The organism is Prauserella muralis (assembly GCF_003202285.1).
Classification (GTDB): Bacteria; Actinomycetota; Actinomycetes; order Mycobacteriales; family Pseudonocardiaceae; genus Prauserella_B; species Prauserella_B muralis.
In genome coordinates this window covers 990,498-1,012,862 of record NZ_MASW01000001.1, presented here as the reverse complement: position 1 = coordinate 1,012,862, position 22,365 = coordinate 990,498, and the positions used below count along the sequence as shown (strand labels likewise).

The 22,365-nt window shown below is 66.9% G+C and carries 19 protein-coding genes, 1 tRNA gene and 1 pseudogene; 9 read left to right on the top strand and 12 right to left on the bottom strand.

What is annotated here, in order from left to right:
- The first annotated feature begins 12 nt into the window (after positions 1-12).
- The 4 genes from BAY60_RS05775 to BAY60_RS05760 all read left to right on the top strand — a co-directional run bounded on the left by BAY60_RS05775 (position 13) and on the right by BAY60_RS05760 (position 6,582).
- The gene (locus BAY60_RS05775) at positions 13-1,596 is read left to right on the top strand and encodes a class I SAM-dependent DNA methyltransferase (RefSeq protein WP_245992341.1); all 1,584 of its coding nucleotides are present in this window, start codon (positions 13-15) and stop codon (positions 1,594-1,596) included.
- Positions 1,538-2,803 (top strand): restriction endonuclease subunit S, encoded by a 1,266-nt coding sequence (locus BAY60_RS05770; RefSeq protein ID WP_342769750.1) that lies wholly within the window; start codon positions 1,538-1,540, stop codon positions 2,801-2,803. Before BAY60_RS05775 ends, BAY60_RS05770 begins: the two co-directional genes overlap by 59 nt.
- A complete protein-coding gene (locus BAY60_RS05765) occupies positions 2,803-6,021 on the top strand; it encodes a type I restriction endonuclease subunit R (protein ID WP_112279740.1) in 3,219 nt (1,072 codons plus the stop codon). The genes BAY60_RS05770 and BAY60_RS05765 overlap by 1 nt, the downstream gene beginning before the upstream one ends.
- Positions 6,022-6,117: 96 nt before the next feature.
- Positions 6,118-6,582: an NUDIX domain-containing protein gene (locus BAY60_RS05760; RefSeq protein WP_112279739.1), complete on the top strand. Its 465-nt coding sequence runs from the start codon at positions 6,118-6,120 to the stop codon at positions 6,580-6,582.
- Positions 6,583-6,589: 7 nt separating this feature from the next.
- Here BAY60_RS05760 and BAY60_RS05755 read toward each other — a convergent pair whose 3' ends face one another.
- The 9 genes from BAY60_RS05755 to BAY60_RS05715 form a co-directional block, all read right to left on the bottom strand.
- On the bottom strand, positions 6,590-7,357 hold the full coding sequence (locus BAY60_RS05755) for a TylF/MycF/NovP-related O-methyltransferase (RefSeq protein WP_112280742.1): 768 nt from the start codon (positions 7,355-7,357) through the stop codon (positions 6,590-6,592).
- Complete coding sequence (locus BAY60_RS05750) at positions 7,354-7,950, bottom strand: histidine phosphatase family protein (protein ID WP_112279738.1); 597 nt, start codon at positions 7,948-7,950, stop codon at positions 7,354-7,356. Before BAY60_RS05750 ends, BAY60_RS05755 begins: the two co-directional genes overlap by 4 nt.
- The gene (locus BAY60_RS05745) at positions 7,947-8,693 is read right to left on the bottom strand and encodes an SDR family NAD(P)-dependent oxidoreductase (RefSeq protein ID WP_112279737.1); all 747 of its coding nucleotides are present in this window, start codon (positions 8,691-8,693) and stop codon (positions 7,947-7,949) included. Before BAY60_RS05745 ends, BAY60_RS05750 begins: the two co-directional genes overlap by 4 nt.
- A gap of 2 nt (positions 8,694-8,695) precedes the next feature.
- Positions 8,696-9,832, bottom strand: coding sequence for a hypothetical protein (locus BAY60_RS05740; protein ID WP_112279736.1), 1,137 nt, complete (start codon positions 9,830-9,832; stop codon positions 8,696-8,698).
- A 6-nt stretch (positions 9,833-9,838) separates the two neighbouring features.
- On the bottom strand, positions 9,839-10,882 hold the full coding sequence (locus tag BAY60_RS05735; protein WP_245992339.1) for a glycosyltransferase family 9 protein: 1,044 nt from the start codon (positions 10,880-10,882) through the stop codon (positions 9,839-9,841).
- Positions 10,883-10,902: 20 nt separating this feature from the next.
- Positions 10,903-11,460 carry a phosphoribosyltransferase gene (locus tag BAY60_RS05730; RefSeq protein ID WP_112279735.1) on the bottom strand — a complete coding sequence of 186 codons (558 nt, stop codon included), beginning with the start codon at positions 11,458-11,460 and terminating at the stop codon, positions 10,903-10,905.
- Entirely contained in the window at positions 11,457-13,340 is a 1,884-nt protein-coding gene (locus BAY60_RS05725) for an AAA family ATPase (protein WP_245992338.1), read from the bottom strand. The genes BAY60_RS05730 and BAY60_RS05725 overlap by 4 nt, the downstream gene beginning before the upstream one ends.
- A complete protein-coding gene (locus tag BAY60_RS05720; RefSeq protein ID WP_112280739.1) occupies positions 13,337-13,888 on the bottom strand; it encodes a DUF4254 domain-containing protein in 552 nt (183 codons plus the stop codon). The genes BAY60_RS05725 and BAY60_RS05720 overlap by 4 nt, the downstream gene beginning before the upstream one ends.
- 87 nt (positions 13,889-13,975) lie before the next feature.
- Entirely contained in the window at positions 13,976-14,575 is a 600-nt protein-coding gene (locus tag BAY60_RS05715; protein ID WP_245992337.1) for a bifunctional DNA primase/polymerase, read from the bottom strand.
- A gap of 240 nt (positions 14,576-14,815) precedes the next feature.
- Between BAY60_RS05715 and BAY60_RS05710 the strand changes: the two genes are divergently transcribed.
- From BAY60_RS05710 to BAY60_RS37780, 4 genes and pseudogenes are all read left to right on the top strand, one after another.
- Positions 14,816-16,255 (top strand): helix-turn-helix transcriptional regulator, encoded by a 1,440-nt coding sequence (locus tag BAY60_RS05710; protein WP_112279734.1) that lies wholly within the window; start codon positions 14,816-14,818, stop codon positions 16,253-16,255.
- Between the two features lie 716 nt (positions 16,256-16,971).
- Positions 16,972-18,189, top strand: a complete 1,218-nt coding sequence (locus BAY60_RS05705; RefSeq protein WP_245992336.1) for a replication-relaxation family protein — start codon at positions 16,972-16,974, stop codon at positions 18,187-18,189.
- A gap of 604 nt (positions 18,190-18,793) precedes the next feature.
- Positions 18,794-19,033: a hypothetical protein gene (locus BAY60_RS05700; protein WP_112279733.1), complete on the top strand. Its 240-nt coding sequence runs from the start codon at positions 18,794-18,796 to the stop codon at positions 19,031-19,033.
- Between the two features lie 185 nt (positions 19,034-19,218).
- Positions 19,219-20,226, top strand: a pseudogene (locus BAY60_RS37780) (recombinase family protein); the annotation flags it as partial.
- Between the two features lie 583 nt (positions 20,227-20,809).
- Here the strand turns inward: BAY60_RS37780 and BAY60_RS05690 are convergent.
- The 3 genes from BAY60_RS05690 to BAY60_RS05680 all read right to left on the bottom strand — a co-directional run bounded on the left by BAY60_RS05690 (position 20,810) and on the right by BAY60_RS05680 (position 21,476).
- Positions 20,810-20,882, bottom strand: a tRNA-Ala gene (locus tag BAY60_RS05690).
- Between the two features lie 33 nt (positions 20,883-20,915).
- Positions 20,916-21,107: a DLW-39 family protein gene (locus BAY60_RS05685; protein ID WP_112279732.1), complete on the bottom strand. Its 192-nt coding sequence runs from the start codon at positions 21,105-21,107 to the stop codon at positions 20,916-20,918.
- Positions 21,108-21,212: 105 nt separating this feature from the next.
- On the bottom strand, positions 21,213-21,476 hold the full coding sequence (locus BAY60_RS05680) for a YrhK family protein (RefSeq protein WP_112279731.1): 264 nt from the start codon (positions 21,474-21,476) through the stop codon (positions 21,213-21,215).
- A 120-nt stretch (positions 21,477-21,596) separates the two neighbouring features.
- Between BAY60_RS05680 and BAY60_RS05675 the strand changes: the two genes are divergently transcribed.
- Entirely contained in the window at positions 21,597-22,361 is a 765-nt protein-coding gene (locus tag BAY60_RS05675) for a nucleotidyltransferase domain-containing protein (protein ID WP_112280736.1), read from the top strand.
- The last annotated feature ends 4 nt before the right edge of the window (positions 22,362-22,365 follow it).

Below are 22,365 nucleotides of genomic sequence, written 5' to 3'. Positions count from 1 at the left end.
GCACCATCGACGATGAAGGAGCTGAAGGACACCCTCTGGAAGGCCGCCGACCGGCTCCGCGGCTCGCTGTCCGCGAACCAGTACAAGGACGTCATCCTCGGCCTGGTGTTCCTCAAGTACGTCTCCGACGCCTATGACGAACGCCGCGAAGCCATCCGTGCCGACCTGACGGCACAGGACTACGACGAAGAGCAGATCGCTGACCTGATCGACGACCCCGAGGAGTACCAGGGGTACGGGGTCTTCGTCGTACCGCCCACCGGCCGGTGGTCCTACCTCGCCCAGTACGCAAAGGGCAAGCCCGCCGAAGGCTCCGAGCCCGCCAAGAACATCGGCCAGCTCATCGACGAGGCGATGGATCTCGTCATGAAGGCCAACCCGTCGTTGCAGGGCACGCTGCCGCGCCTCTACAACAAGGACAACATCGACCAGCGACGCCTCGGCGAGTTGATCGACCTGTTCAACAGCACCAAGTTCAGCCGCCAGGGCGAGCACCGCGCCCGCGACCTCATGGGCGAAGTCTATGAGTACTTCCTCGGCAACTTCGCGCGATCGGAAGGCAAGCGGGGCGGCGAGTTCTTTACCCCGCCCAGCGTTGTGCGAGTGATCGTCGAGGTGTTGGAGCCCTCGCGCGGCCGTGTGTACGACCCGTGCTGTGGCTCGGGCGGCATGTTCGTGCAGACCGAGAAGTTCATCTACGAACACAACGGCGACCCCAAGGACATCGCCATCTACGGCCAGGAGAGCTTGGAGGAGACGTGGCGGATGGCGAAGATGAACCTCGCCATCCACGGCATCGATAACAAGGGCCTCGGGGCGCGGTGGGGCGACACCTTCGCCCGCGACCAGCACGCGGACGTCCAGATGGACTACGTGATGGCCAACCCGCCGTTCAACATCAAACACTGGTCGCGCAACACCGAAGACCCCCGCTGGAAGTTCGGCGTACCACCCGCCAACAACGCCAACTACGCCTGGATTCAGCACATCCTCTACAAGCTCGCTCCTGGGGGGAGCGCCGGCGTAGTCATGGCCAACGGGTCGATGTCGTCGAACTCCAACGGCGAGGGCGCCATCCGCGCCCAGATCGTCGAAGCCGACCTCGTCTCCTGCATGGTCGCGCTGCCGACACAACTGTTCCGCAGCACAGGTATCCCGGTCTGCGTCTGGTTCTTCGCCAAGGACAAGCGCGCAGGGCAGTACGGAGCGGTGGACCGCTCTAGGCAAGTGCTGTTCATCGATGCCCGCGAACTCGGGTACATGGTGGACCGCGCCGAACGCGCCCTAGCGAACGAGGACATCGCCAAGATCGCCGACACTTACCACGCCTGGCGCGGAACCCGCTCTGCCGCACAGAAAAATTTGGTTTACGAAGACATTCCTGGCTTTTGCAAGTCAGTCGGTCTACCCGACATCAAGGCCGCTGATTACGCCCTCACTCCAGGTCGCTACGTCGGCGCCGCCGAAATCGACGATGACGGCGAGCCCATCGATGACAAGATCTCTCGTCTCACTAAAGAACTGCTGACCGCCTTCGATGAGTCGGCACGCCTGGAAAAGGTCGTTCGCAAGCAATTGGGGCAACTCGATGCATAATTGGGAGAGGATTACTCTCGGTGTCATATGCGAGTCAAGTGGTGGCGGAATCCAAACTGGGCCGTTCGGGTCGCAATTGCACGCGAGCGACTACGTCCAGGATGGCACACCGAGCGTTATGCCGCAGAACATCGGTGACAACCGTATAGACCCAACCGGGATCGCCCGGGTTTCGGCCAGCGACATCGCACGACTGTCGCGATACACGCTGCGCGCGGGCGACATCGTGTATTCGCGTCGAGGCGATGTCGAACGACGAGCGTTGGTCCGGACCGAAAATGAAGGATGGCTGTGCGGGACTGGTTGCCTGCGAGTGCGCATTGGGGATCAAAGCCGCTATGACTCTCGATTTGTTTCATACGCGCTAGGCCTTCCGGAGTCGCGCAAATGGATCAAGCGACATGCAGTCGGTGCAACCATGCTCAATCTAAACACTTCGATCCTATCTGCCGTTCCACTTCTGGTTCCCTCGCTTTCCGAGCAGCGTGCTATTGCAGAGGCTCTGGAGGCACTCGACAACAAGATCGCCGCTAATGAGAAGGTCAGCAGTATCTCCCAAGAACTGGCTCGATCCATATTTGCCCGTGCCACTAGATTGGGCGGCAAGGCAACGATTCGCAGCATTGTCAAACTGGTTGCGCGAGGCATCACGCCGAAGTATGTTGAATCCGACGGAGTAGTTGTCCTAAACCAGAAGTGCGTGCGTGATCAACGAATCAATCTCACCCCTTCGCGGATGACACAGGAATCTTCCGTTCGCACTGAAAAGCTGCTTCGGCGAGACGATGTGCTGGTCAACTCTACTGGCGCGGGCACGCTAGGGCGAATCGCACGATGGGCACAGGACATCCGTGCAACCGTTGACTCGCATATCACCATAGTTCGCTTTGATTCAGACTTGGTTGATCCAGTCTGCGCAGGATTTGGCCTGCTTCAGATTGAGAAGGAAGTCGAAGGGCTGGCCGAAGGTAGCACCGGCCAGACGGAACTTCGACGCGATTTGCTTGCTGGACTTGAAATCGACGTACCAGACAAGGCGCAGCAAGGTGCTGTTGGGGCCGAGCTTTCCGCACTCGACGAGCTGAGCTTGGGCCTTCAGCAGGAATCAGACAGGCTGGCTGCTGCGCGCGATGAGCTGCTGCCCCTGCTGATGTCCGGAAAGATTTGTGTGCGCGAAGCCGAGAAGGCTGTGGAGGGGGTTGTGTGATGGTGGGGCAGCCGGGGTTTAGTGAGGCGGATTGGGAGGGCGTCGCGCTTGAGACGCTCGCCGAGCAGGAGTGGCAGTCGCTTCCGGGGATCGCCGTCGCGCCAGGCGTTGAAAACGGTCGGGCGTCGTGGGACGACATCGTGCTTCCAGGGCGGGTGCTGGCCAAGATGCGAGAGTTGAACCCGCATGTGCCGGCGGAGTACCTGGAGCAGGCACTTGCTGAGATCATTCAACCGACCTCGCAGGACGCGATCACCGAGAACTACCGGCTGCACCAGATCTGCACCCAGGGCTACCGCGGGATCAGCTACATCGACGCCGACGGCGTCGAACAGAATCCGACCATCCGGCTAGTCAGCCACCAGGTCGGCGACAACGAGCTGCTCGCGGTCAACCAAGTCACCGTTCGCACGGCGGAGGTCGAGCGCCGCTTCGATGTCGTGCTCTACCTCAACGGCATGCCGGTCGCGATCTTCGAGCTGAAGCAGGCAGGTGCGGCCAAGGCCGACCTCGACGCCGCGCATGCCCAGTTGGCGACCTACCTGCGTGAGTTTCCGATGGCGTTCCGGTTCGCGGTGGTGACCGTGATCAGCGACGGCATCACCGCCCGGTATGGCACGCCCTTCACGCCGCTGAACCACTACTCGCCCTGGAACGTCGATGACGACGGCAAGCCGGTGAAGCTCGGTGAACCGCTCGATGACGTGCACCTCGGCACCGAGTTGGAGTTCCTTATTGAAGGGGTGTTCAACCCGGAGCGGTTCCTCCAGTTGCAGCGGAACTTCACCGCGTTCGACGGCGGGGCCGAGGGTTACGCGAAGCGGATCGCCAAGCCTCACCAGTACTTCGCGGTCACCAAAGCGGTGGGTTCGACCGTGGCTGCGGTGGAGAGTAACGGCAAGGCCGGGGTCGTGTGGCACACCCAGGGGTCGGGCAAGTCGATGGAGATGGAGCTGTACGCCCACTTGGTGGCCGCGCAGCCGAAGCTCAAGAACCCGACCATCATCGTCGTGACCGACCGCAAGGAACTTGATGGACAGCTGTACGAAGCGTTCAACCGGTCCCGTCTGCTGAGCGAGTCCCCGATCAAGGTGACGACCCGCGCGGAACTGCGTGAGGAACTGACCAGCCGCGCAACGGGCGGCATCTACTTCACCACGCTCCAGAAGTTCGGTCTCAGCAAGGCTGAGAAGGACGCCGGGCTGGATCATCCGTTGCTGTCGGACCGCCGCAACGTCATCGTCATCGCCGACGAGGCCCACCGCAGCCACTACGACGACCTAGATGGCTACGCCCGCCACCTCAAGGACGCCCTGCCCAACGCCGCGTTGATCGCGTTCACCGGGACACCGATCTCCTTCGACGACCGCAACACCCGAGAGGTGTTCGGCGATTACATCGACATCTACGACCTCACCCGCGCGGTCGATGACGGCGCCACGGTCCCGGTCTACTTCGAGCCACGCCTGATCAAGGTCGGGTTGATCAAGGACGTCAGCGAAGAAGACCTCGACCGGGCTGCGGACGAGGCCACCCTCGGGCTTGATGAGGTGGAACGCGCCAAGATCGAGAAGTCTGTCGCTGTGATCAACGCCGTGTACGGGGCTCCCGCACGGCTGGAGGCATTGGCCGCCGACATAGTCCAGCACTGGGAGACCCGCTCGGAACAGATGCGCAAGTTCATCGGTTCCCCCGGCAAGGCGTTCATCGTCGGAGCGACCCGCGAGATCTGCGCTCACCTCTACGACGAGATCATCAAGCTCAAGCCGGAATGGCACCACGACGCCGTTGACAAGGGCATGATTAAGGTCGTCTACTCCGGCTCGGCTCAGGACGTCATGCCGGTGGCCAAGCACGTCCGCCGTGACGGGCAGAACAAGGTCATCCAGAAGCGGCTCCGTGACGCCGACGACGAGCTTCAGATCGTCCTGGTCAAGGACATGATGCTCACCGGTTTCGACGCGCCACCCCTGCACACACTGTACCTCGACCGCCCTCTCAAGGGCGCGTTGCTGATGCAGACCCTGGCGCGGGTGAACCGCACCTTCCGCGGCAAGCCGGACGGCCTGCTCGTCGCCTACGCGCCGCTGGCGGACAACTTGAGCAGGGCGCTCGCCGAGTACACCGACACCGACAGAGCCAAGAAGCCGGTCGGCAAGCACGTCGACGAGGCCGTCGACCTCACCACCACGCTCATCGCCTCCCTCGACGAACTGTGCGCCGGCTACCCCTGGAGGGCGAAGCTGGACGGAGGCCCGAAGAGCTGGGTCAAGGCCGCCTACGGGCTCACCAACTACCTGCGCTCACCCACCACCCCCGGTAACCAGGTGCCGGAAGGCGAGGAAACGCTCGGCGACCGCTTCCGGAAGCTGGCCAACCAACTGGCCCGTGCGTGGGCGCTGTGTTCGGGCAACCAGACCCTCGAACACCTCCGCGTCACGGCGAAGTTCTACGAAGAAGTCCGCGTGTGGATGGGCAAGTTCGACGCCCAACAGCGGCAGGCCGAGGGTAAGCCCGTGCCGGAGGAGATCCAGCAGATGCTCTCCGCACTGGTGGCCACCTCAACCGCGTCCGGTGAGATCATCGACATCTACGACGCCGCTGGCTTGCCGAAGCCGTCGCTGTCCGACCTGGGTCCGGAGTTCCAGCTCAAGGCCCAATCGGCGTCGAACCCGCACCTCGCCATCGAGGCGTTGCGCGCGCTGCTGATTGAGGAGTCGGATCAAGTCACGCGGCACAACCTCGTGCGCCAGAGGGCGTTCTCCGAGCGAATCGCCGAGCTGATGCGCAAGTACACCAACCAGCAGCTCACCTCGGCAGAGGTAATCGCTGAGCTCATCGAACTGGCCAAGGAAGTCGCCGCAGAGGGCAACCGCGGCCAGCGCTTCGATCCGCCCCTGTCCCACGACGAGTTGGCGTTCTACGACGCGGTCAGCACCAACGAGTCCGCCGTTGAACTCCAGGGCGACGACGTGCTTGCCCAGATCGCACGTGAGTTGGTGGCGGTCATGCGACGCGACGTCAAGACCGACTGGACGGTGCGAGACGATGTACGGGCCAAGCTCCGATCGTCGATCAAGCGGCTGCTCGTGAAGTACAAGTACCCGCCGGACAAGCAGCCCGAAGCCATCAGGCTCGTGATCGAGCAGATGGAGGCAATGGCACCTCGCTACGTCTCGAACGGCAACGGAACCCGAGCAAACGCGTCGTCAGACTGAGACGCGCGCTGTGGCAGGCAGTGGCAACAGCGCGGCCCTGAGTAACCGGGCCGCGCTGCCAGCCGTAGGCTCACCAACGTGACAGAACGGTCCAAGATGACGGTGGCAGTGGGACGGCGTGCAGCACGGGCGATCTTGATCGACGATCTCGGCCGGTTGGTGTTGATCAAACGGACCAAGCCGGGGCAGGCGCCGTACTGGACCGCGCCCGGTGGCGGTGTCGAGGACACCGACGCCTCGGTGGAGGAGGCTCTGTACCGGGAGCTGGCGGAGGAGCTGGGTGCGAAGGCCACGGATGCCTCGCAGGTGTTTCTGTTCAGCTCGCCGTCGGACGGTGGGGTCGCAGTGCAGCACTTCTTTGTGGCGCGGCTGGCCGGCCTGGACGAGTCGGCCCGGAGTGGCCCCGAGTTCAGCGACCCGTCGCGTGGCGGGTATGACCTGGACCGGGTTGACCTTCGGGGAGACGATCTCGCGTCGATCGATTTGAAGCCGACCGCGTTGAAGGAGTTCATCCTGGCCAACCGGGAGGCTCTGCTGGTCGAGGCGGGCGCAGCCGCCTGAGCTGCGACTACAAACCCCACCGTAGGTAGGTCGGGGTGGCGCGGCCGGGCAGCGTGCTCAGGGCGCCGTGGTCGGTGCCGAGGGTGTCGCGCAGGGCCGCGGTTTCTCCTGGCCACTTGGCGTGGGCGAGTTCGTCGAAGGCGAGCACGCTGCCTTTGGTGAGGTACGGCCGGACGGCGTCGATGGTGTCGCGGGTGGGCTCGTAGAGGTCGAGGTCGAAGTAGACCAGTGCGATGACGGTGTGCGGGTTGTCCGTCAGGTAGCGCGGGAGGGTTTCGCGCACGTCGCCCTGGACGATCAGGGTTCGTCGGATGTGGCCGAGGTGTTCGCCCTGCTCGTGTGCGTCGAGCACGTCACGCAGGTGGTGGGGGTAGCCGTCGGCGAGCGCGAACCGGCCGGCGACGGCGCTGGGGCTGGTCGTGTCGATGTCGGTCACGTCGGGGAAGCCGGTGAAGGTGTCGAAGCCGATGATCCGGCGGTGCGGGTTGTACGGCTCGTACACGCCGCGCAACGCGGTGAGGGCGGCGAGGTGACGTCCGCGGTGCACGCCGAACTCCATGATCACGCCGGGCACGTTGAGGATCATCCGGTAGAGCGCGTCCAGGGACAGCAGGTCGGTCAGGGGCTGCCTGCGCAGGTACAGGGCCAGGTTGTCGACCAGTTCCACGTGTGGGATGGGGGTGTCGGCCAGCAGTTCGGCGAGGCGGTGGTGGACGGCTCGCTCGTGGTCCGATTCGTGCGGCAAGATCCGGTGGTCGGCTTGATCGTTGATCACGTGGTCTCCCTCGGTGGTGCCCACAGCTGGGCGGGGGCAAGGCGGAAGTCGCTGGCGTAGCCGAAGATGTCGGCGGGGTGGCGGTAGCCGTGGTGCAGGGCGGCGAGGGCGCCGATGAGCAGCCGGTGCGACACGATCAGCACGGGGCCGTGCTGGGTGGCGAGGTCGCTGGCGACGGTCGCGGCTTCGAGTGCGCGTTCGGCAAACGCCCGGAGGCTTTCGCCTCCGGGCAGGGCGCTGTCCGGGTTGTCGGCGCGCTGTTGCCGCCAGTTGATGTAGTCGGGCGGGTACTGGTTGGGGGCGAGGCCCAGCACGCAGTGCGGGGCGCGCCATTCGGCGAACGCGCTGATCGGTTCGGCAAGTCGGCTGTCCGATACGCGGGCGACGATGGCGGCGGTCTGGCGAGCGCGGCGCACTGGGCTGGACGCGATGAGTGCCGGTTGCCAGCGATGGTCGCGCAGCTCGCGGGCGGTCAGTTCGGCTTCGACGGTGCCTGCGATGGTGAGTGGGCTGCTGGGCCGGGCGTGGGCGCCGGGGCGGCAGAGTCCGTCGTCGCAGGTGCCGTGGCGCATCCAGAGCGCGGCGGGGGTCATGTCATGCACCAGCCCCCGTCGATGGTGAGGCACTGGCCGGTGATGAACCCCGCGTCGGAGGAGGCGAGGAAGTCGACGGCGGCGGCGATGTCGTCGGGGTGTCCACGGCGTTTGACGCACTGGCGTTCGAGTTGCCGGGTGATCATCGCGTCGTGGTCGGGGACGACGGCGTGTTCGGCGGGTACTTCGATGGAGCCCGCGCGGACGCAGTTGACGGTGACGCCGTGTGGTCCGAGTTCTCGGGCCAGGGCGCGCACGAGTCCTTCCAGGCCGCTCTTGGCCGCGATGTAGGCGGCGAGGTCGACGCGGCCGAGTTGGGTGAGCACCGAGGACACGGTGATGATGCGGCCGTGGCCGCGCGTTGTGAGGGACGGGGTAACGAGCTGGGCACACGCCGCGTGCGTGATCAGATTGACCTCGATCTGCTCGCGGAAGGTGTCCAGGTCGAGGCTGGTCCAGGGGATGCGCGGATAGGCGCCGGCGTTGGACACGAGGACTTCCAGCCGGTCGGCGGCGTCCTCGACTTCGTGTGCGAGCGTGTCGATCGTCATCGGGTCGGTGAGATCGCCCGTGATCGCCGCTGTGGCAGCCCCGCGTTGTTCAACGGTGGCCAGCACGTTGTGCAGATCCGGGTCGTCGTGGAGGTGGGTGAGGATGAGGTCGTAGCGGTCGGCGAGGCGTGCGGCGATGGCCGCGCCGATGCCGGAACCGGCTCCGGTGACGATGGCGACGGGACGGGCCACGGTCAGTTGACCTCCGCATCTGATGGTGTGAGGGCGAGGAAGTCCGGCAGGGTGGTGTCCGGGTCCAGTGCCTGGGCGAGCAGGGCCAGCGACAGCGCGGCGTCGCGGGGTTCGAGGTCGGCGAGGTGGTAGACGGCGAGCAGCCGCATCACCAGGTACGTGCGCATCCACGCCATCAGGTCGTCGATGCCGAGATGGCGGGCGATGGGCCGGATGATCTCGTCGAGGTAGCGGCGCAGGACATGTCGACGGGCTCGGTTGGGCGTGTGTCGATAGTCGATCACCAGCGATGAGCCGGTGTGTTCGACTTGGACGACGGGCTCGGCGAGGCTCGACGGGGTGAGCGCTGAGGGGTGATCGTCGAACGCGGTCCGGTTGTAGTGCGGGGTGAGCCATGCGCCGTGGAGGCGTTGGTAGAGCAGGAAACAGGCGAACTCGCCGGGTAGCGCGTTGAGTCCTCCGGTGTCGTAGTCGAACCACACCGGTCCACCTGCGGGCGACCAGCCGATGTTGATGTCGGTGGGATCGCCCTGGGTGATGGCGGCCCAGACCGGGCTGTGGCGGGCGAAGTGGACCCGCAGCCTCGTCATTAGTTCGGCGAAGTCAACGGCGTGCTCACGGCCGTTGACGACCAGTCGCACGTTTGCCAGATCCTGTGGGCGGACTCGCCGGTTTCCATTGGTGATCGGCCACGGTGCATTGGGTCTGTAGTACTGGTCGAGGCGGCCATCGGGAGCGGCGCGGTCGCCGTAGAGCTTGCTGATCGTCTCCCCGTTGGTCGTGCGGCGAAGGGTGCCGCCGATGACGTGCTGGTAGTGGCGGAACACGGCAGTCAGGCAGGTGTCGAGGCGCACCATGTCGCCCGTGAGGTCGGCGTGGGTGATCTCGTCGAGCAGTAGGCCGTGATCGTGGCCGAGGTGCGGCCACCGGTCGTAGGCGAGCACGGTCCAGCGGGCGACCCGTCGCGCGCCACGCAGCCCTGGTACGGGGTAGAACTCGCGGATGCGCGCGTGTCCTGCGCGTTCGGCGCGGGCCTCGTCGTGGTTCGGGTTGGCCTTGACGAACAGCGCATGTCCGGCCCAGTCGACGTGCCAGGTGTGGTTGGCCGTGAAGCGTCGGTGGTTGGCGATCCTCAGCATGAGCGGTCACCACCAACCGGCGAGGTCGCTTGCGAACTCGGCAATGATCTCCGCCGGAAGGTCGGCAAAGCTCGCCGACTGTGACCACAGCGCGTCGTCCAGGTGGTCGCGCACCGGGCAGCGGTCGGCGAGGGCCAGCATCTGGGAGAACGTGGTGGCGATGGCGTGGTGACGTGCCCTCCCGGTGGTCCACTTGGTGTAGGCGTGGCGACCGTAGAGCCCCACGACGTGCGGGCCGGTTCCGTCTGGGCGTTCGGTGAGCGCGGCCAGATGGGTCAGGCCCGTGTCGTTGCCGATCACGACCTCGGCCGACGCGAACACGTCCAGGCAGTCCACCGCATCCAACCCGGACAGAACCTTGACGCCGTCGAAGGCCATCGGCTCGGCATCGCTACTGGTGATCAAGGTGAACGTCCACGGCGCCGGGAAGCGCTGGGCGAGGACAGCCGCGATGCGGGCGAAGCCGCTTGCACCGTAGTCCTTCCGGCTTGGCCAACTGGTCGCCGAGACGAACACGACGTGGAACGGTCGTGCCCGCTCCGTCGACATGAACGTCGGAAGCGGCGCGCGGTCGGCGGGGAGGCGGACGCCAAGGGCTTGTTCGGCGGCGAGGTAGTACCGCATCGGCAGAGCGGCGTGGACCTCCACGAGTTCGTCGTCCAGGATGTCCAGCCACGCCTGGGGCCGTTCGGGGATCGCGTGGAAGGTGAATCCCTTGCCGTGCCTGGTGCTAACGGTGTGCGGGCCTTGGGTGTGGCTTGTGCTCCACGGCAGCCGGCAGCGTTGCATCAGGTGTGGACGAGGCCCCTCGTAGTGGAGTTCGGCGTCGCGCCCGGTCCCGTCGGTGAGGGCCTGGACGAGTCCGAGCGCGAGCAGAACATCACCGAGGCCGCGGTCACCGAGGACCACCGACCAGCCGCGTTCGCCGATCATGTCCGCGCCACTGGTGTAGGACGGGAGCTCCCCAGCCGCGCGCCGGAAGGGCAGCGCGCGAGCCAGGGGTGCGTGCTGACGGGGGACGATGACCCGCCCGCCGCGTTGCAGCGTCACCGGCTCGATCGTCCACGGGCTCACAGTTGCGTGAGGGTGCACAGCGGTACTCCCAGCGATTCCAGCAGCGAACGGGCGTTGCCGGCGGTGTCCTCTATCAAGCAGGCGATGCCGGTCACCTCCACGGCCGATTCGCGGAGCACCGTGATCAGGTTGGCCAGCGTGTTCCCGGTGGTGATCTCGTCATCGACGATGAGCACGCGGCTTCCCGCGAGGTCGCCGTAGGTGAAGACCTCGGTGCGGCGGGCATGGGGTTCGGTGAAGCGCCGCTTGTCGGGCAGGTCGAGGTCGAGCTTCCAGGCCAGGCGGTACGGCAGGTCGCTGGCCAGTGCGACGGCGACGGTGGGCAGGATGCCGCCCGCGTCCAGTCCGAGCAGCACATCAGGGGCCGTGAAGTCCGGGTGGCGCGACCACGCCTCCCACAGCGCGCTACCGGTCCGCAGCAACGTCGCGGGGTGGACCTGGTCGAGGATGCCGTCCAGCTCGTGGACGATCCGGACATCCCGAGTCTGCGGGGGCACGCCGAGACGGCGGATGCGCCGGGCCTGGTAGGCGAGGTCTTCGGGAACTGTGGTCATTCGCTGATCCTCACGATGTGGTCGAGTCGGTCGAGGTAGGTCAACAATCGGTCCGTCGCGTCGACGAGTTGCCCGCGCAGGACCGGATCACTGGGGCGGCGGATGAGGTCGGACAGCTCAGGCGGTGCGCATTCAGCGGCGGGGTGAAACTCGCGGAACGCGGCGAGCACGTCATCGGCGTCGTGGAGGTCGTATCCGTCGGCGCGCAGCACGATCTTGGCGAGCAGCACCAGGTGCTTGTGCACGGCGCGCACGTCCAGCTGATCGGCGGCGAGGAGGCGGCGGGTGGTCATCAGCACGAGTCCCAGCTCGCCCCGGCTGGTGCGATCGCCGTGTGCGGCGGCCGGCACCGGCAGCAGATGGCCCGCTCGCCGGTAGAGCACGCCGACCCCTTGGGCGGCGCGGCGCAGCGACTGCACGACGCGCGGTGGCACCCGCAGCGCGTCGATGTCGGCGGTGGTGAAGACGCTGAGGCCGACCTTGATGCCGTCGGGCGAGGAAAGGGTGCCCGCCACCTCCCGCAACCATGTGGCGGGCGCGGTGTCACGAACCACGAGCAGGTCAAGATCGCTCCAACCGTCCCGCCAGCTCGTCGTCCCAGTGCTGCCCGTTGCGAGCACGAGCGCGACCTGCTCGTCACACACGTGGTCGACTGCCTGGCCCAACCACCCGCTCTGAGTCACCGGCCCACTCGCGTGGAGCGTCACCCTGGGCAGGTCCACGGTCGACGCGATTCGGCTCACGGCGAGCTTGAGTGCGCTCAGCGGCCCGGAGTTGTCGATGAGGTGATCGGCGATCTCGGCGATCCGGTCCGCTCCGCGTTCGCGCTTGGTCGCGTCGCGGCCACGCAACCGGGACTCGCTCTCCGCCGCGCGGCTCGCCCGGACGGTCATATCCGCATCGACGTAGACGACCTGGCAGCGGTCACCCCAAACCCGTTTGAGGTGCGCGGTCGCCTCGAAGCGGTGCGCGCTCTCCAGGCTGATCGTGCGTGCCTTGGTCGTCTCGGCAAATCGCAGGATTTCGTCGGTGAGCCGCTCCGCCTGCTCCCGCTCCGACCAGTGCTCGTACGGGTCGGCGACTCCAGCCCGCATGGCGGCGACTTCCACCAGGTAGCCGATCTTCAACCTGGTCACGCCGTGCTCGTCGCGCAACAGTTCGCCGACTGTGCTCTTGCCGCTCTCGGACATGCCGCCCAGCACCCACAGCCGGTCCAACACGTCGTTCGGCAGCGGTTCCACGTTGACACCCGCGTCAGCCAGGCGACTCCGGAGCGTTCGCTGGACCTCCAGGATCGGGGCGTCGCCGACGTCGAGCACGGCGTGGTAGTCCCCGCGCTCGACCTGGACGGCCAGGACGTCCGCGAGCGTGCGCTGGTAGGCGGCGTACCGTTCGTTGGCTGGCTTTGGCTCGCGCCGCAGCGCCTCGGCCGCTTCCCGTGCGGGGTCACCGGACCGGCGTAACAGCACGTGGAATTCGCACCGAGGTGCGGCGGCCAGCAGGTCGGCGGCGAGGCGGTCCACCAGCCGGAGTGCCTTTGTCGGAGACAGTCCGTCCTTGAGCGCTGCGGTGGCGGCGCAGGTCGCTCGGAGCATGGGCAAGCCGCGGTCTTCCAGGGCCAGCGACCCGCTCGCGTCGCGGCGGGCGACGTGGCTGCCCAGCATCAGCCCAACGTGCTCGGCCGTGGTGGAGCCGACGAACCACCAGTGGGCGAAGTTGCCCGCAGCAACCTCGCGCCATCGGGAATCCCAGGAATCCACAGTGCCTACGAGGTGGGCATCGGGCATCCCACGGTGAAGCCAGGCGAGTTGCGTGGTCTTCCCGACGTTGTCGACGCCGTTGAGCGACACCGACAGGTCCTGGTGTGCCTCTGCGGTCATGATGCGCTCCGGTAGGTCTTCAGGGGCCGCCACGCCGGGAGCCGTCGGTGGCCGGTGGCGACGTCGCGGATCAGGTCGTCGTAGGCGTCGGCCAGCTCGGCGAGCTGCCGCAGAGCCAAACGGGCTCGATCCCGGGCGTCGTTGGTGTTGATCAGGCTGTTCGCACGGACCCACGCGATCGCCAGGCGGTCGACGACCGAGCCGAGGGTTTCGGTGTGTAGGGAGGCGTCCGCACGGCTGTGGACTTGAGCCGACACCCACTCGTCGATCCGTTCCACCAGGGTGACGCGTTTGGCGTTGAGGTCGTCGATGAGCCGCTTGCTTTCGGCGATGGCGTCGACGGACGCGCCGGAAGCGCGGCTGACATCCTCGGCTTCCCACTGCTGCTCGTGTTGGGCGGCCAGCTCGTTCGCCGTGTCGAGGACGAGTTGGCCGGGATGATCTTTGCTCGTGGTGTCGCGGAACGCCTCGATGATCGAGGCAGATCGCGGCAGGATCTCCCGCACTCGTGTCACGTGTTGTGTGACCTGTTCACCGCTGTCAGCCATGATCGGCGCCTCCCCTTCGGTCGATTTGGGCATGGGTGCGCCTGCGCCGAGGGCGGTCGGGGCATCCTCGGCGCAGGCGCGGCTTACTCAGGCGAGGCCGGGCTGTGCGCCGCTGGGTTGACGGCTGAGCGAAGCGACCAGCACTCGTTGAACCTCGGCCGAGGCGGGTAGCGCCCAGCCGACGGTGGACGGGGGCACCCGCCAGCGATACGGCAGGCCGTCACGGGCCGTTGGTGGGATGGGCAACCACGCCCCGCTCGCGTGCAACTGCGCATGTGCGTTCGCGGCCAGCTCAGGACGCAGCGGTTCATCGCCGCTGCGCACGAAGAACAACCACGAACCGAAGGGCGTGACGGCGACCGGACCACGCCGGGCCGGCGAGAGCTGCCCCAGCGCGCGTTGACCGTGGACGGCGGGTACCTCAACCCCGTCGACCCCGGCTCCGCACGCCAGCAGCACCGAGTACGGCCGCCGTGTCCACCACTCCATCGCCACTTCCGGGTTGGTCGTCGTGGCCAGTTGCCACAGCGCGGCGACCGGTTCCAGCCCGGCCGCGCCGGACCTGCCCAGCCAGGCCCCGTGCTTGGCAAGCTGGTAGGTTCCCGGCAACACGGGCCAGCCGTGCTGCGCCAGGTCGACGGCGGCGGCACGCGTTTCGGCCCAGGCCAGTCCCGGAATGCCCGGCACCAGAGGTGCGCTCGTCGGTCGCCGAGCGGCGTCAATACGATCACTCACTGGTAGTCGCCTCCGCCTGACGTAGTGTAACTACGTCTACGAGTTCACCAGCCAGCAGGGACGAACACGACCACAGCGAGTGCCCACACTTGGGCCAGATCGGGGACATTGGGGGGACATTCCTGATCTGCGGGTGTGGCACGCCCTACCGTTGGTCCTGTGTCACCCGATGAGCCTCGCGTACCGAACACCGTGCTGATCGCCCTGCGCGAGCGGGGCGGGCTGTCCCAGCAGGACCTGGCTGACGAGCTGACGAGCCTCGCCACCCGGTACGGCAAGCACCCGCAAATCACACGCAAGACCATCGGTCGATGGGAGCGCGGTGAAGTCGTGTGGCCCCAGCCCTTCTATCGCCGGCTGCTCGCCGAGTTCTTCGGTTGCGCGGGCGACGAACTCGGTTTCCGCAGGCCGCGCACTGTCCGACCCGAGCAGGAGCAGACCGAGCCCTTTTCCGCGCCGCTCACGTTCGCCTCCGTGCCCGCAACGGCCGAGCCGCATGTCGAGCGCGACCAGGACGAGTGGCGCCAGGTCCGTTCGGCCTTGGGCAGGCATCGCCGCGATCTCGCGGTGCTCGCCGAGTCGCTGTACCGCGATCATCGCGTGCCAGGACTGAAGAACACAGGCGTCATCAGCGCGCCCAACTGGATTCCTGCCGAGCCCGTCCCGCTGGACGAGATCACACTGACGCTGGACTCCGTGGTCGCCGAGCCCGCGATTACCGGACAAGAACCCGAGAGCGCCCCGGTTCGCCCGCTGACCACCGTCGACGCTCGTTACCGCAGCTACCACGACGCCATCCGCGACCTCGCCGCGCCCCGCCTGTTCGAAAATCGGCTGTGCTTCCGCCTACTCGAACTCGACTGGGCGCAGCCGAGCATGCACTTCGGACAGATGTGTTTCTTCGACGCGGTCGACACCAATGAGGCGCTCGCCCACGAATTCGCCGCTCACCACCTCGCCATCGACAGCGCCCGGGAATCCGTCATGCCGCGCGCCTCCATGCGGCGGCTGACATTCCGCAAGCTGATCGCAGACCCGTTCGACCTCGGCCGCCGACCGCTCATGGGAGCGATCGGCACCCTGACCATCAGGGGCGGCGACAGCCCCAGCGTCGTCCTTCACGAGCGTGACTCCGCCAGCGTCTCAGGCGGCGGCGGTATGGCACACCTGCTGCCCGCGGGTATCTTCCAGCCCTCCTCCGTCATCCCCGCCGCTATCGCCGCCGACTTCTCGATCTGGCGCAACATCCAGCGCGAGTACGCCGAAGAACTGCTGGGCCATGACGAGTACGACGGCTCCGGTAAGCCGATCCGATACGACAAGCTGGAACCGTTCACCACGATGGACGAGGCACTGCGCGACGGTCTCATCCGCCTGTTCTGCCTCGGCGTCACTCTCGACGCGCTCACACTTGCCGGCGACATTCTCACCGTCGCGGTCATCGCCCCGGACACCTACGACGCGCTGTTCGCCAACGCCGTCGAGACCAACTCGGAGGGCTCGATGCCCGCGCGGGCCTTTCCGTTCGAGGAGAACACCCTGACGTGGCTCAGCGAGTCCAAGCGCCTCTCTCCCGGTGCGGCGGCGGCGTTGCACCTTGCCTGGAGCAATCGCAAGGTCCTGCTCGCCTGAGACCGCAATCACTGGGCAGTCGGTGGGCCACTCAGCAGGCCACTGACCGGCCAGTGAGCGGGCCACCTATCATGACTGGCCCGCTGACTGACTCCGCATGGTTCGATGTTTCCGCAGATCAAGAGCCCTACGGACCAGTCAAGCGCCTCGCCCGACATCTGTAGATCCGACCGTTGCGACCAGGAGCGCGATGGCTGCGCACGGCGGCCGATGCCCGCTGCGGCTCGTGCGGCGACGGGTGGTGCTGTGGGTAACAGCCTGGTCTCAGTCGGGTGGGTTGGTGTCCAAAACCGGCCGAAAAATCGGCCTTCAGTAGTGCAGGGGTTCATGGCACGATGGAAGGGACGGTCGATCATGGTCACCACTCGCCGAAGGCGGCGAGATCACCGATCACAACGCGCCGGTCACGGCGAGATCACTTCACGGTCACAATCCACCAGTTTCCGGTCACGTTTTGGTTACGGGCCAGGATTTTGGGGCCGAAATCCGGAGTTCAGGGGTGCCGGGGATCTCTCGGCTGCTCCGGCCGGAAGGTGGCGGTGATCATGGTGGACGGTACTTACCGTGCTGGTGGTCGTGGTGTGGTGGGTGCGGATGGGTTGGCGTCTCGTTCCGCGTCTGGGTCGGCGGGGGCTCGGCGTTCTGAATCCGCCGACCAAAACGCCGAGGCCGCTGGTACTAAGTCCGCTGGTCAGCGGTGGTATCGGCGGGAGAGCGTGGAAGGCCGACTGAGGAGTGATCCTCACCCATCCGCACATCGGGGGCGCGCGGGGCGCGGCGGCCGGCGGGCCGGGGAGCCTGACGCAGCGCTGTGGTTCCGGCTGGTCGACAGGGACCGGCGACTGCTGGCCCTGCTGGCCGAGCACAAGGTGCTGACCACCAACCAGATCGCCGCGATCGAGTTCCTGTCGGTGCGGCGCGCTCAGGATCGGCTGCGGCACCTGCGGGAGCTGGGGGTGGTGTTCGCGTTCCGCGAGTCCTACGTGCGCGGCGGGACGAGCCAGACGCGTTACGCGCTGGGCTACCTCGGCGCGCGGCTGATCGCGGCGCAGCGCGCGGAGAAACCACCGTCGCCGAAGGCGTACACCGAGAGCCTGGAACGGCTCGCGCTGTGGCCGAAGCTGGATCACCAACTCGGCGTGAACGACTTCTTCTGCGCCCTGGCCGCCCACCGCAACCCCGCCCGGCTACGTGAGACGGGCCGCGACGGCGAGGTGAGCGGCCTGACGCAGTGGTGGTCCGAACGCCGCTGCACCGAGTTCTTCTGGAAATACCAGGGCGGCGGCCGGGAAACCCGGCTGCGCCCGGACGGCTACGGCTGCTGGGAAGATGCGGGCCGGACGGTGCGGTTCTTCCTCGAACACGACACCGGCACCGAATCCCTGGCGAAGGTCACCGGCAAGCTCGACGACTACGCCGCCTTCCCGACCGACGCCTTCGGCGTCCTGCTGTTCTCAGTGCACTCGGCCCGGCGGGAGATCGCCCTGCGGGCGGCGCTACGCCGCGCCCTCGGCGGTGGAGATCCTGGGTTTGTGATCGCCACCGCGGCCCGCGACGGCAACACCTTCGGCCACGCCGACGGCCCGGCGGGGCCGGTCTGGGGCCTGTGGACGCCGCAGAGCGGTGACAACGCGCCGCGCCGGTACGGCTTGGCTGAGCTGCCCCAACGTGGCCCCTCCGTCGAACACAGCGCCTCGAACACCGACCAGCCGCTCAACGAGGCCGCGTTCGACCGTATGGACCCGGAGATGTCGCGCCGCATCGACGCACCCCAGCCCGAACCAGCCGACCTCGCGGGCTATGCGGACGACGATGACGACCTCGACGACGTGACGCTCTACGACGACGCGGACGATGACCACGTGTACCGCGCGCCGGTAGCCCCGGCGCGGCCGGACGCGCTGCGGTCCCGGCGGACGCGCTGGGCCGCCTGAATCCGTCTCCCCGCAAGGGGTTCTGCACGCTTTCGCCTGCCCGGAGGAGGTGACGATGATGACGTGATCCCGTGCGAAGGACAGCGACGACGGCCGTGCCGGTCCGCTTGACCTCGGCCCGTCTCTTACGCAGCAGGGAAATCTGAACCCGTTGTACGTCGAGCTGTCCACTCGTCGTCCCGTACCTGGCGAGACCGCACCGGGACACGGAGACGAGCCGAGACACCGAGACCACGACGAGACCGGCGAGACACCCAGTCTCGCACCAGGTCTCGCGGTCCCGGCGGCGGTCTCGCCGAGTGTCTCGGATGGACAGTGGGAAGGGTTCAGTCGACCGGTGATCGCTGGCCCCGACGGGTGCTACGGCAGTCGGGGAGTCGAAGCGGCACAATGGTTGGAGCAGTTCAGACCCAGCCGGTTCTTGAATCGCGCGTAGCGGCGCGGCCATCACCCCCACCACGAACCCTCCCGTGTGGAGGCTTCCGGGGTGCTGGTGACCAGAGGGCCGGCGGGTCCTGCTGATCGACGGTTGCCCAGTGACCGCCCGAACAGCCGCTCGCGACCTCCCGCCCCGTGCGGGCTCGCGGGCACCCGAGGTGCACCCATGCCCCAGCACACACCCGACCACACCGAACACGACGCCGACAACGGTGGCGATGACGCCACCGTGCTCCCGTTCCGCACCACACGATCAGCCACACAGGACACCTGGCGCGTGGAGCGGATCGACACCGAACCGATGACCGCCCAGCAATACGACCTCGCCGTCACCACCCTCGCCACGCTCATCGGCCGGTGGCGAAACCAGGAGAATCCCAAGAAGGGCAACGAAAAAGCCGCGTAGAACGACGCTGTCCCGCTTCCCTTACCGCGCTCGATGAGCGATAATGGAAGCACGACGCACCGTCTGTGAGCTGCGGTTTTAAGTCGACGTTAGTAGTGATCTAGTAGCCGCGTAGTCGCCCTGTAGTAGCCGGAGAAACCGCTACTACAGGGCACGCGGAAATACCGAGCAAGGGGGTCGGAATAATGGCGCGATCGACGACCGCGCAGCGCACCAAGAAAGCCGCGATGACCACACTCGGCGACGACGTGCGGGTGGGAATCTACGTGCGGCGCTCCACCGACGACGAGCACCAGCCCTACTCGATCGAAGCCCAGGACACCCGCCTGGACGCCTACATCGGGTCGCAGCCCGGCTGGCGGCTCGTCGCGCGGTTCCCCGACGACGCCTCCGGCGCCACCACCGAACGCGACGGGCTGCAACGCGCGCTCGCCGCCGCCCGCGCCGGGCTGATCGACGTGCTGCTCGTCTACCGAGTGGACCGGTTCTCCCGCAACCTGCGGGACATGGTGATGCTGCTCGACGAACTCGACTCCGCCGGGGTCGTGTTCCGCAGCGCCACCGAGCCGTTCGACACCTCCACCCCGATGGGCCGGATGCTGGTGCAGATGCTCGGCATGTTCGCCCAGTTCGAGCGCGACACCATCATCGACCGGGTCATCGCCGGGATGGAACGCAAGCACGCCAAGGGAAAGTGGAAGGGCGGCAAACGCCCGTTCGGCTACCAGGTCGACAAGACCACCCACACACTGATCGTCGACGAACACGAGGCGGTGATCGTCAGGTTGATCTTCGACCTCTACACCAAAGACCGGCTCGGCTCCCGCGCCATCGCCAAAGTCCTCAACGACCGGGGCCACCGCACCAGCTCCGGCGGCAAGTGGTCCGGCTACCAAGTCATCCGCGCCCTGAACAACCGCGTCTACCTCGGCGAACTGACGTTCCGGGAGACCACCGTGACCGACACCCACGCACCCATCATCGACCTCACCGCCTGGGAGCAGGCCCAAGCCATCCTCGACGCCCGCGGCGAGTCCCACGCCCACCGGGCCGCGTCCGGCTCCGACTACGTTCTCACCGGCCGCCTGCGCTGCCCCCAGTGCGGCAAGGCCATGATCGGCACACGCGCCACCGGGCGGAACCGCACCTACCGCTACTACACCTGCTGGAACCTCGCCCGCTACGACGCCAGCAAGTGCGACTTCCGCCGTCTCAACGCCGACGCCGTGGACGCAGCAGTTCTGGACGCGCTGGCAGGCTTCTACCGCACCCGGCACGACCTCATCGCCGACGCCATCGCCCACGAACAGAAGCAACATCGAGCGGCGCACGCCGACCGGCACGCCGAACTCGCCACGATCGAGAACGAGATGACCAAGACCGGGGTGGCTATCGACCGGTACCTGACCGCGTTCGAGCGCGGCACGATGGACGAGGAACTGGTCGCCGACCGGCTCACCGAGCTGCGAGCCAAGAGCAAGCAACTCCGCGTTCGCCGCGACGAACTGACTCTCGCGCTGGACGACGAACCCGTCATGCCCGAGCCCGCTACCCTGGCGGCGGTGGCTGATCAGATCGCCGAGATCATCACCAACGGCACCCACAACCAGATCAAGGCACTCGTCGAAGCCCTGGTCGCCAAGGTCACCATCACCGGCCCCGACCGGCTCATCCCGCTCTTCCGCATCCCTCAACCCCGCAACAACGACGGGGCCGCACCCGCCCTACCAGCGGAAACGGCCCCGAACGGAGTGGTTCGCACAATGACTAAATCGGTGGAGCTGAGGGGAATCGAACCCCTGACCTCCGCCTTGCAAAAGCGGCGCTCTACCAATTGAGCTACAGCCCCTGGCCGCGGGCGTCGCCGTCCGCGGGAAGTGAGTCAGTTCCTGCTCGCGGAATCCGAGTTCGCCTTCGTGGGCGTGCTGCCGTTCGAGGACACGGCACCCAGCGGACGCTCGGTCGGTGCGGTGGCCTCACGCCACAGGTCCGCCTCGGCCTTGGCATCCCGGTTTCGCTTGATCACGAAGAATACGCCACCCGCGACGGCCGCGAGTGCCAACAGCTTCTTCACGGTGAATGCCTCCTCGACAACCGGCTGACCCTGCTGAGGCGATGCTACTGCACCGCGCGGCGCCGGGACCAAGCGGCCGGGGGACGGTTCCACGTGGAACAGTGGTCAGAAGTCCCTCGCCGTTTCCGCTGGTCCGTGGGGGTTGAACCGGCGCAGGTACACCCGCCGGTGGAGCCGGATCGCCGGGCGGATCAGCAGCTGGACGCTCCCGAGCAGGAACAGCCAGGTGCCGATCACGGTCGTCGACTCGAAGAAGAACAGGACGCTCCCGACGGCGAACCACACCGCGACGAGCAGGTCGTTGGCAATGCTCAGCACCTCGTAGCGCTTGCGGACCACGAGTTCCTCGTGGCCGATGTGCAGCAACACCGCCCCGCGCTCGCGGCGGGCGAGGACTCGGAGTTCTGACTCGACATCGCACCTACCGTGCCAACAGCCGGCCGGTTCCGCAGCGCAACGCCGACCCGTCGCCCTGTCATGATCGGCGGCATGGAGGACAGCGCGTTTCTCGATCACGTCGCCGGCCGGCTCGCCGCGCTCCCCCGCGTCCGCGCCGTCACACTCGGCGGTTCCCGCGCCCAGGGACACCACCGCCCCGACAGCGACTGGGACCTGGCCATCTACTACCGCGGCCCGTTCGACCCGCAGCATCTGCGCGACGTTGGCTGGCAGGGCGAGGTTTCCGGCATCGGTGAGTGGGGTGGCGGCGTCTTCAACGGTGGCGCGTGGCTGCGCATCGACGACCGGCGGGTGGATGTGCACTACCGCGATCTCGACGTCGTCGAGCACGAACTGGCCGATGCCCGTCGCGGACGGTTCCGCATCGAGCCGCTGATGTTCCACCTCGCGGGTATCCCCAGTTACCTGGTGGTCGCGGAGCTCGCCCTCAACCAGATGCTCCGCGGCGAGTTGCCACGGCCGGAGTTTCCCGCCGCGCTGCGCGAGCAGGCGCCGCAAGTGTGGTGGACCAACGCCGGGCTCACCCTCAGCTATGCGGAGACCAACCACGCACCCCACCGCCGCCTGGCGCAATGCGCGGGGCTTGTCGCGCAGGCGGCGTCACAGGCTGCCCACGCGGTACTGGCCGCGCGTGGCGAGTGGGTCACCAACGAGAAGACGCTGCTCACCCGGGCCGGGCTGCGCCCGGTGGACGAACTCGTCGCCGCCGCCGGGCCGGACGACCTGGCCACGCTGGTCGCCGAGACGCGCTCGCTCTGCGCCCGCGCCGTCGAGCAGGCCACACACGCCGGCTGACGCG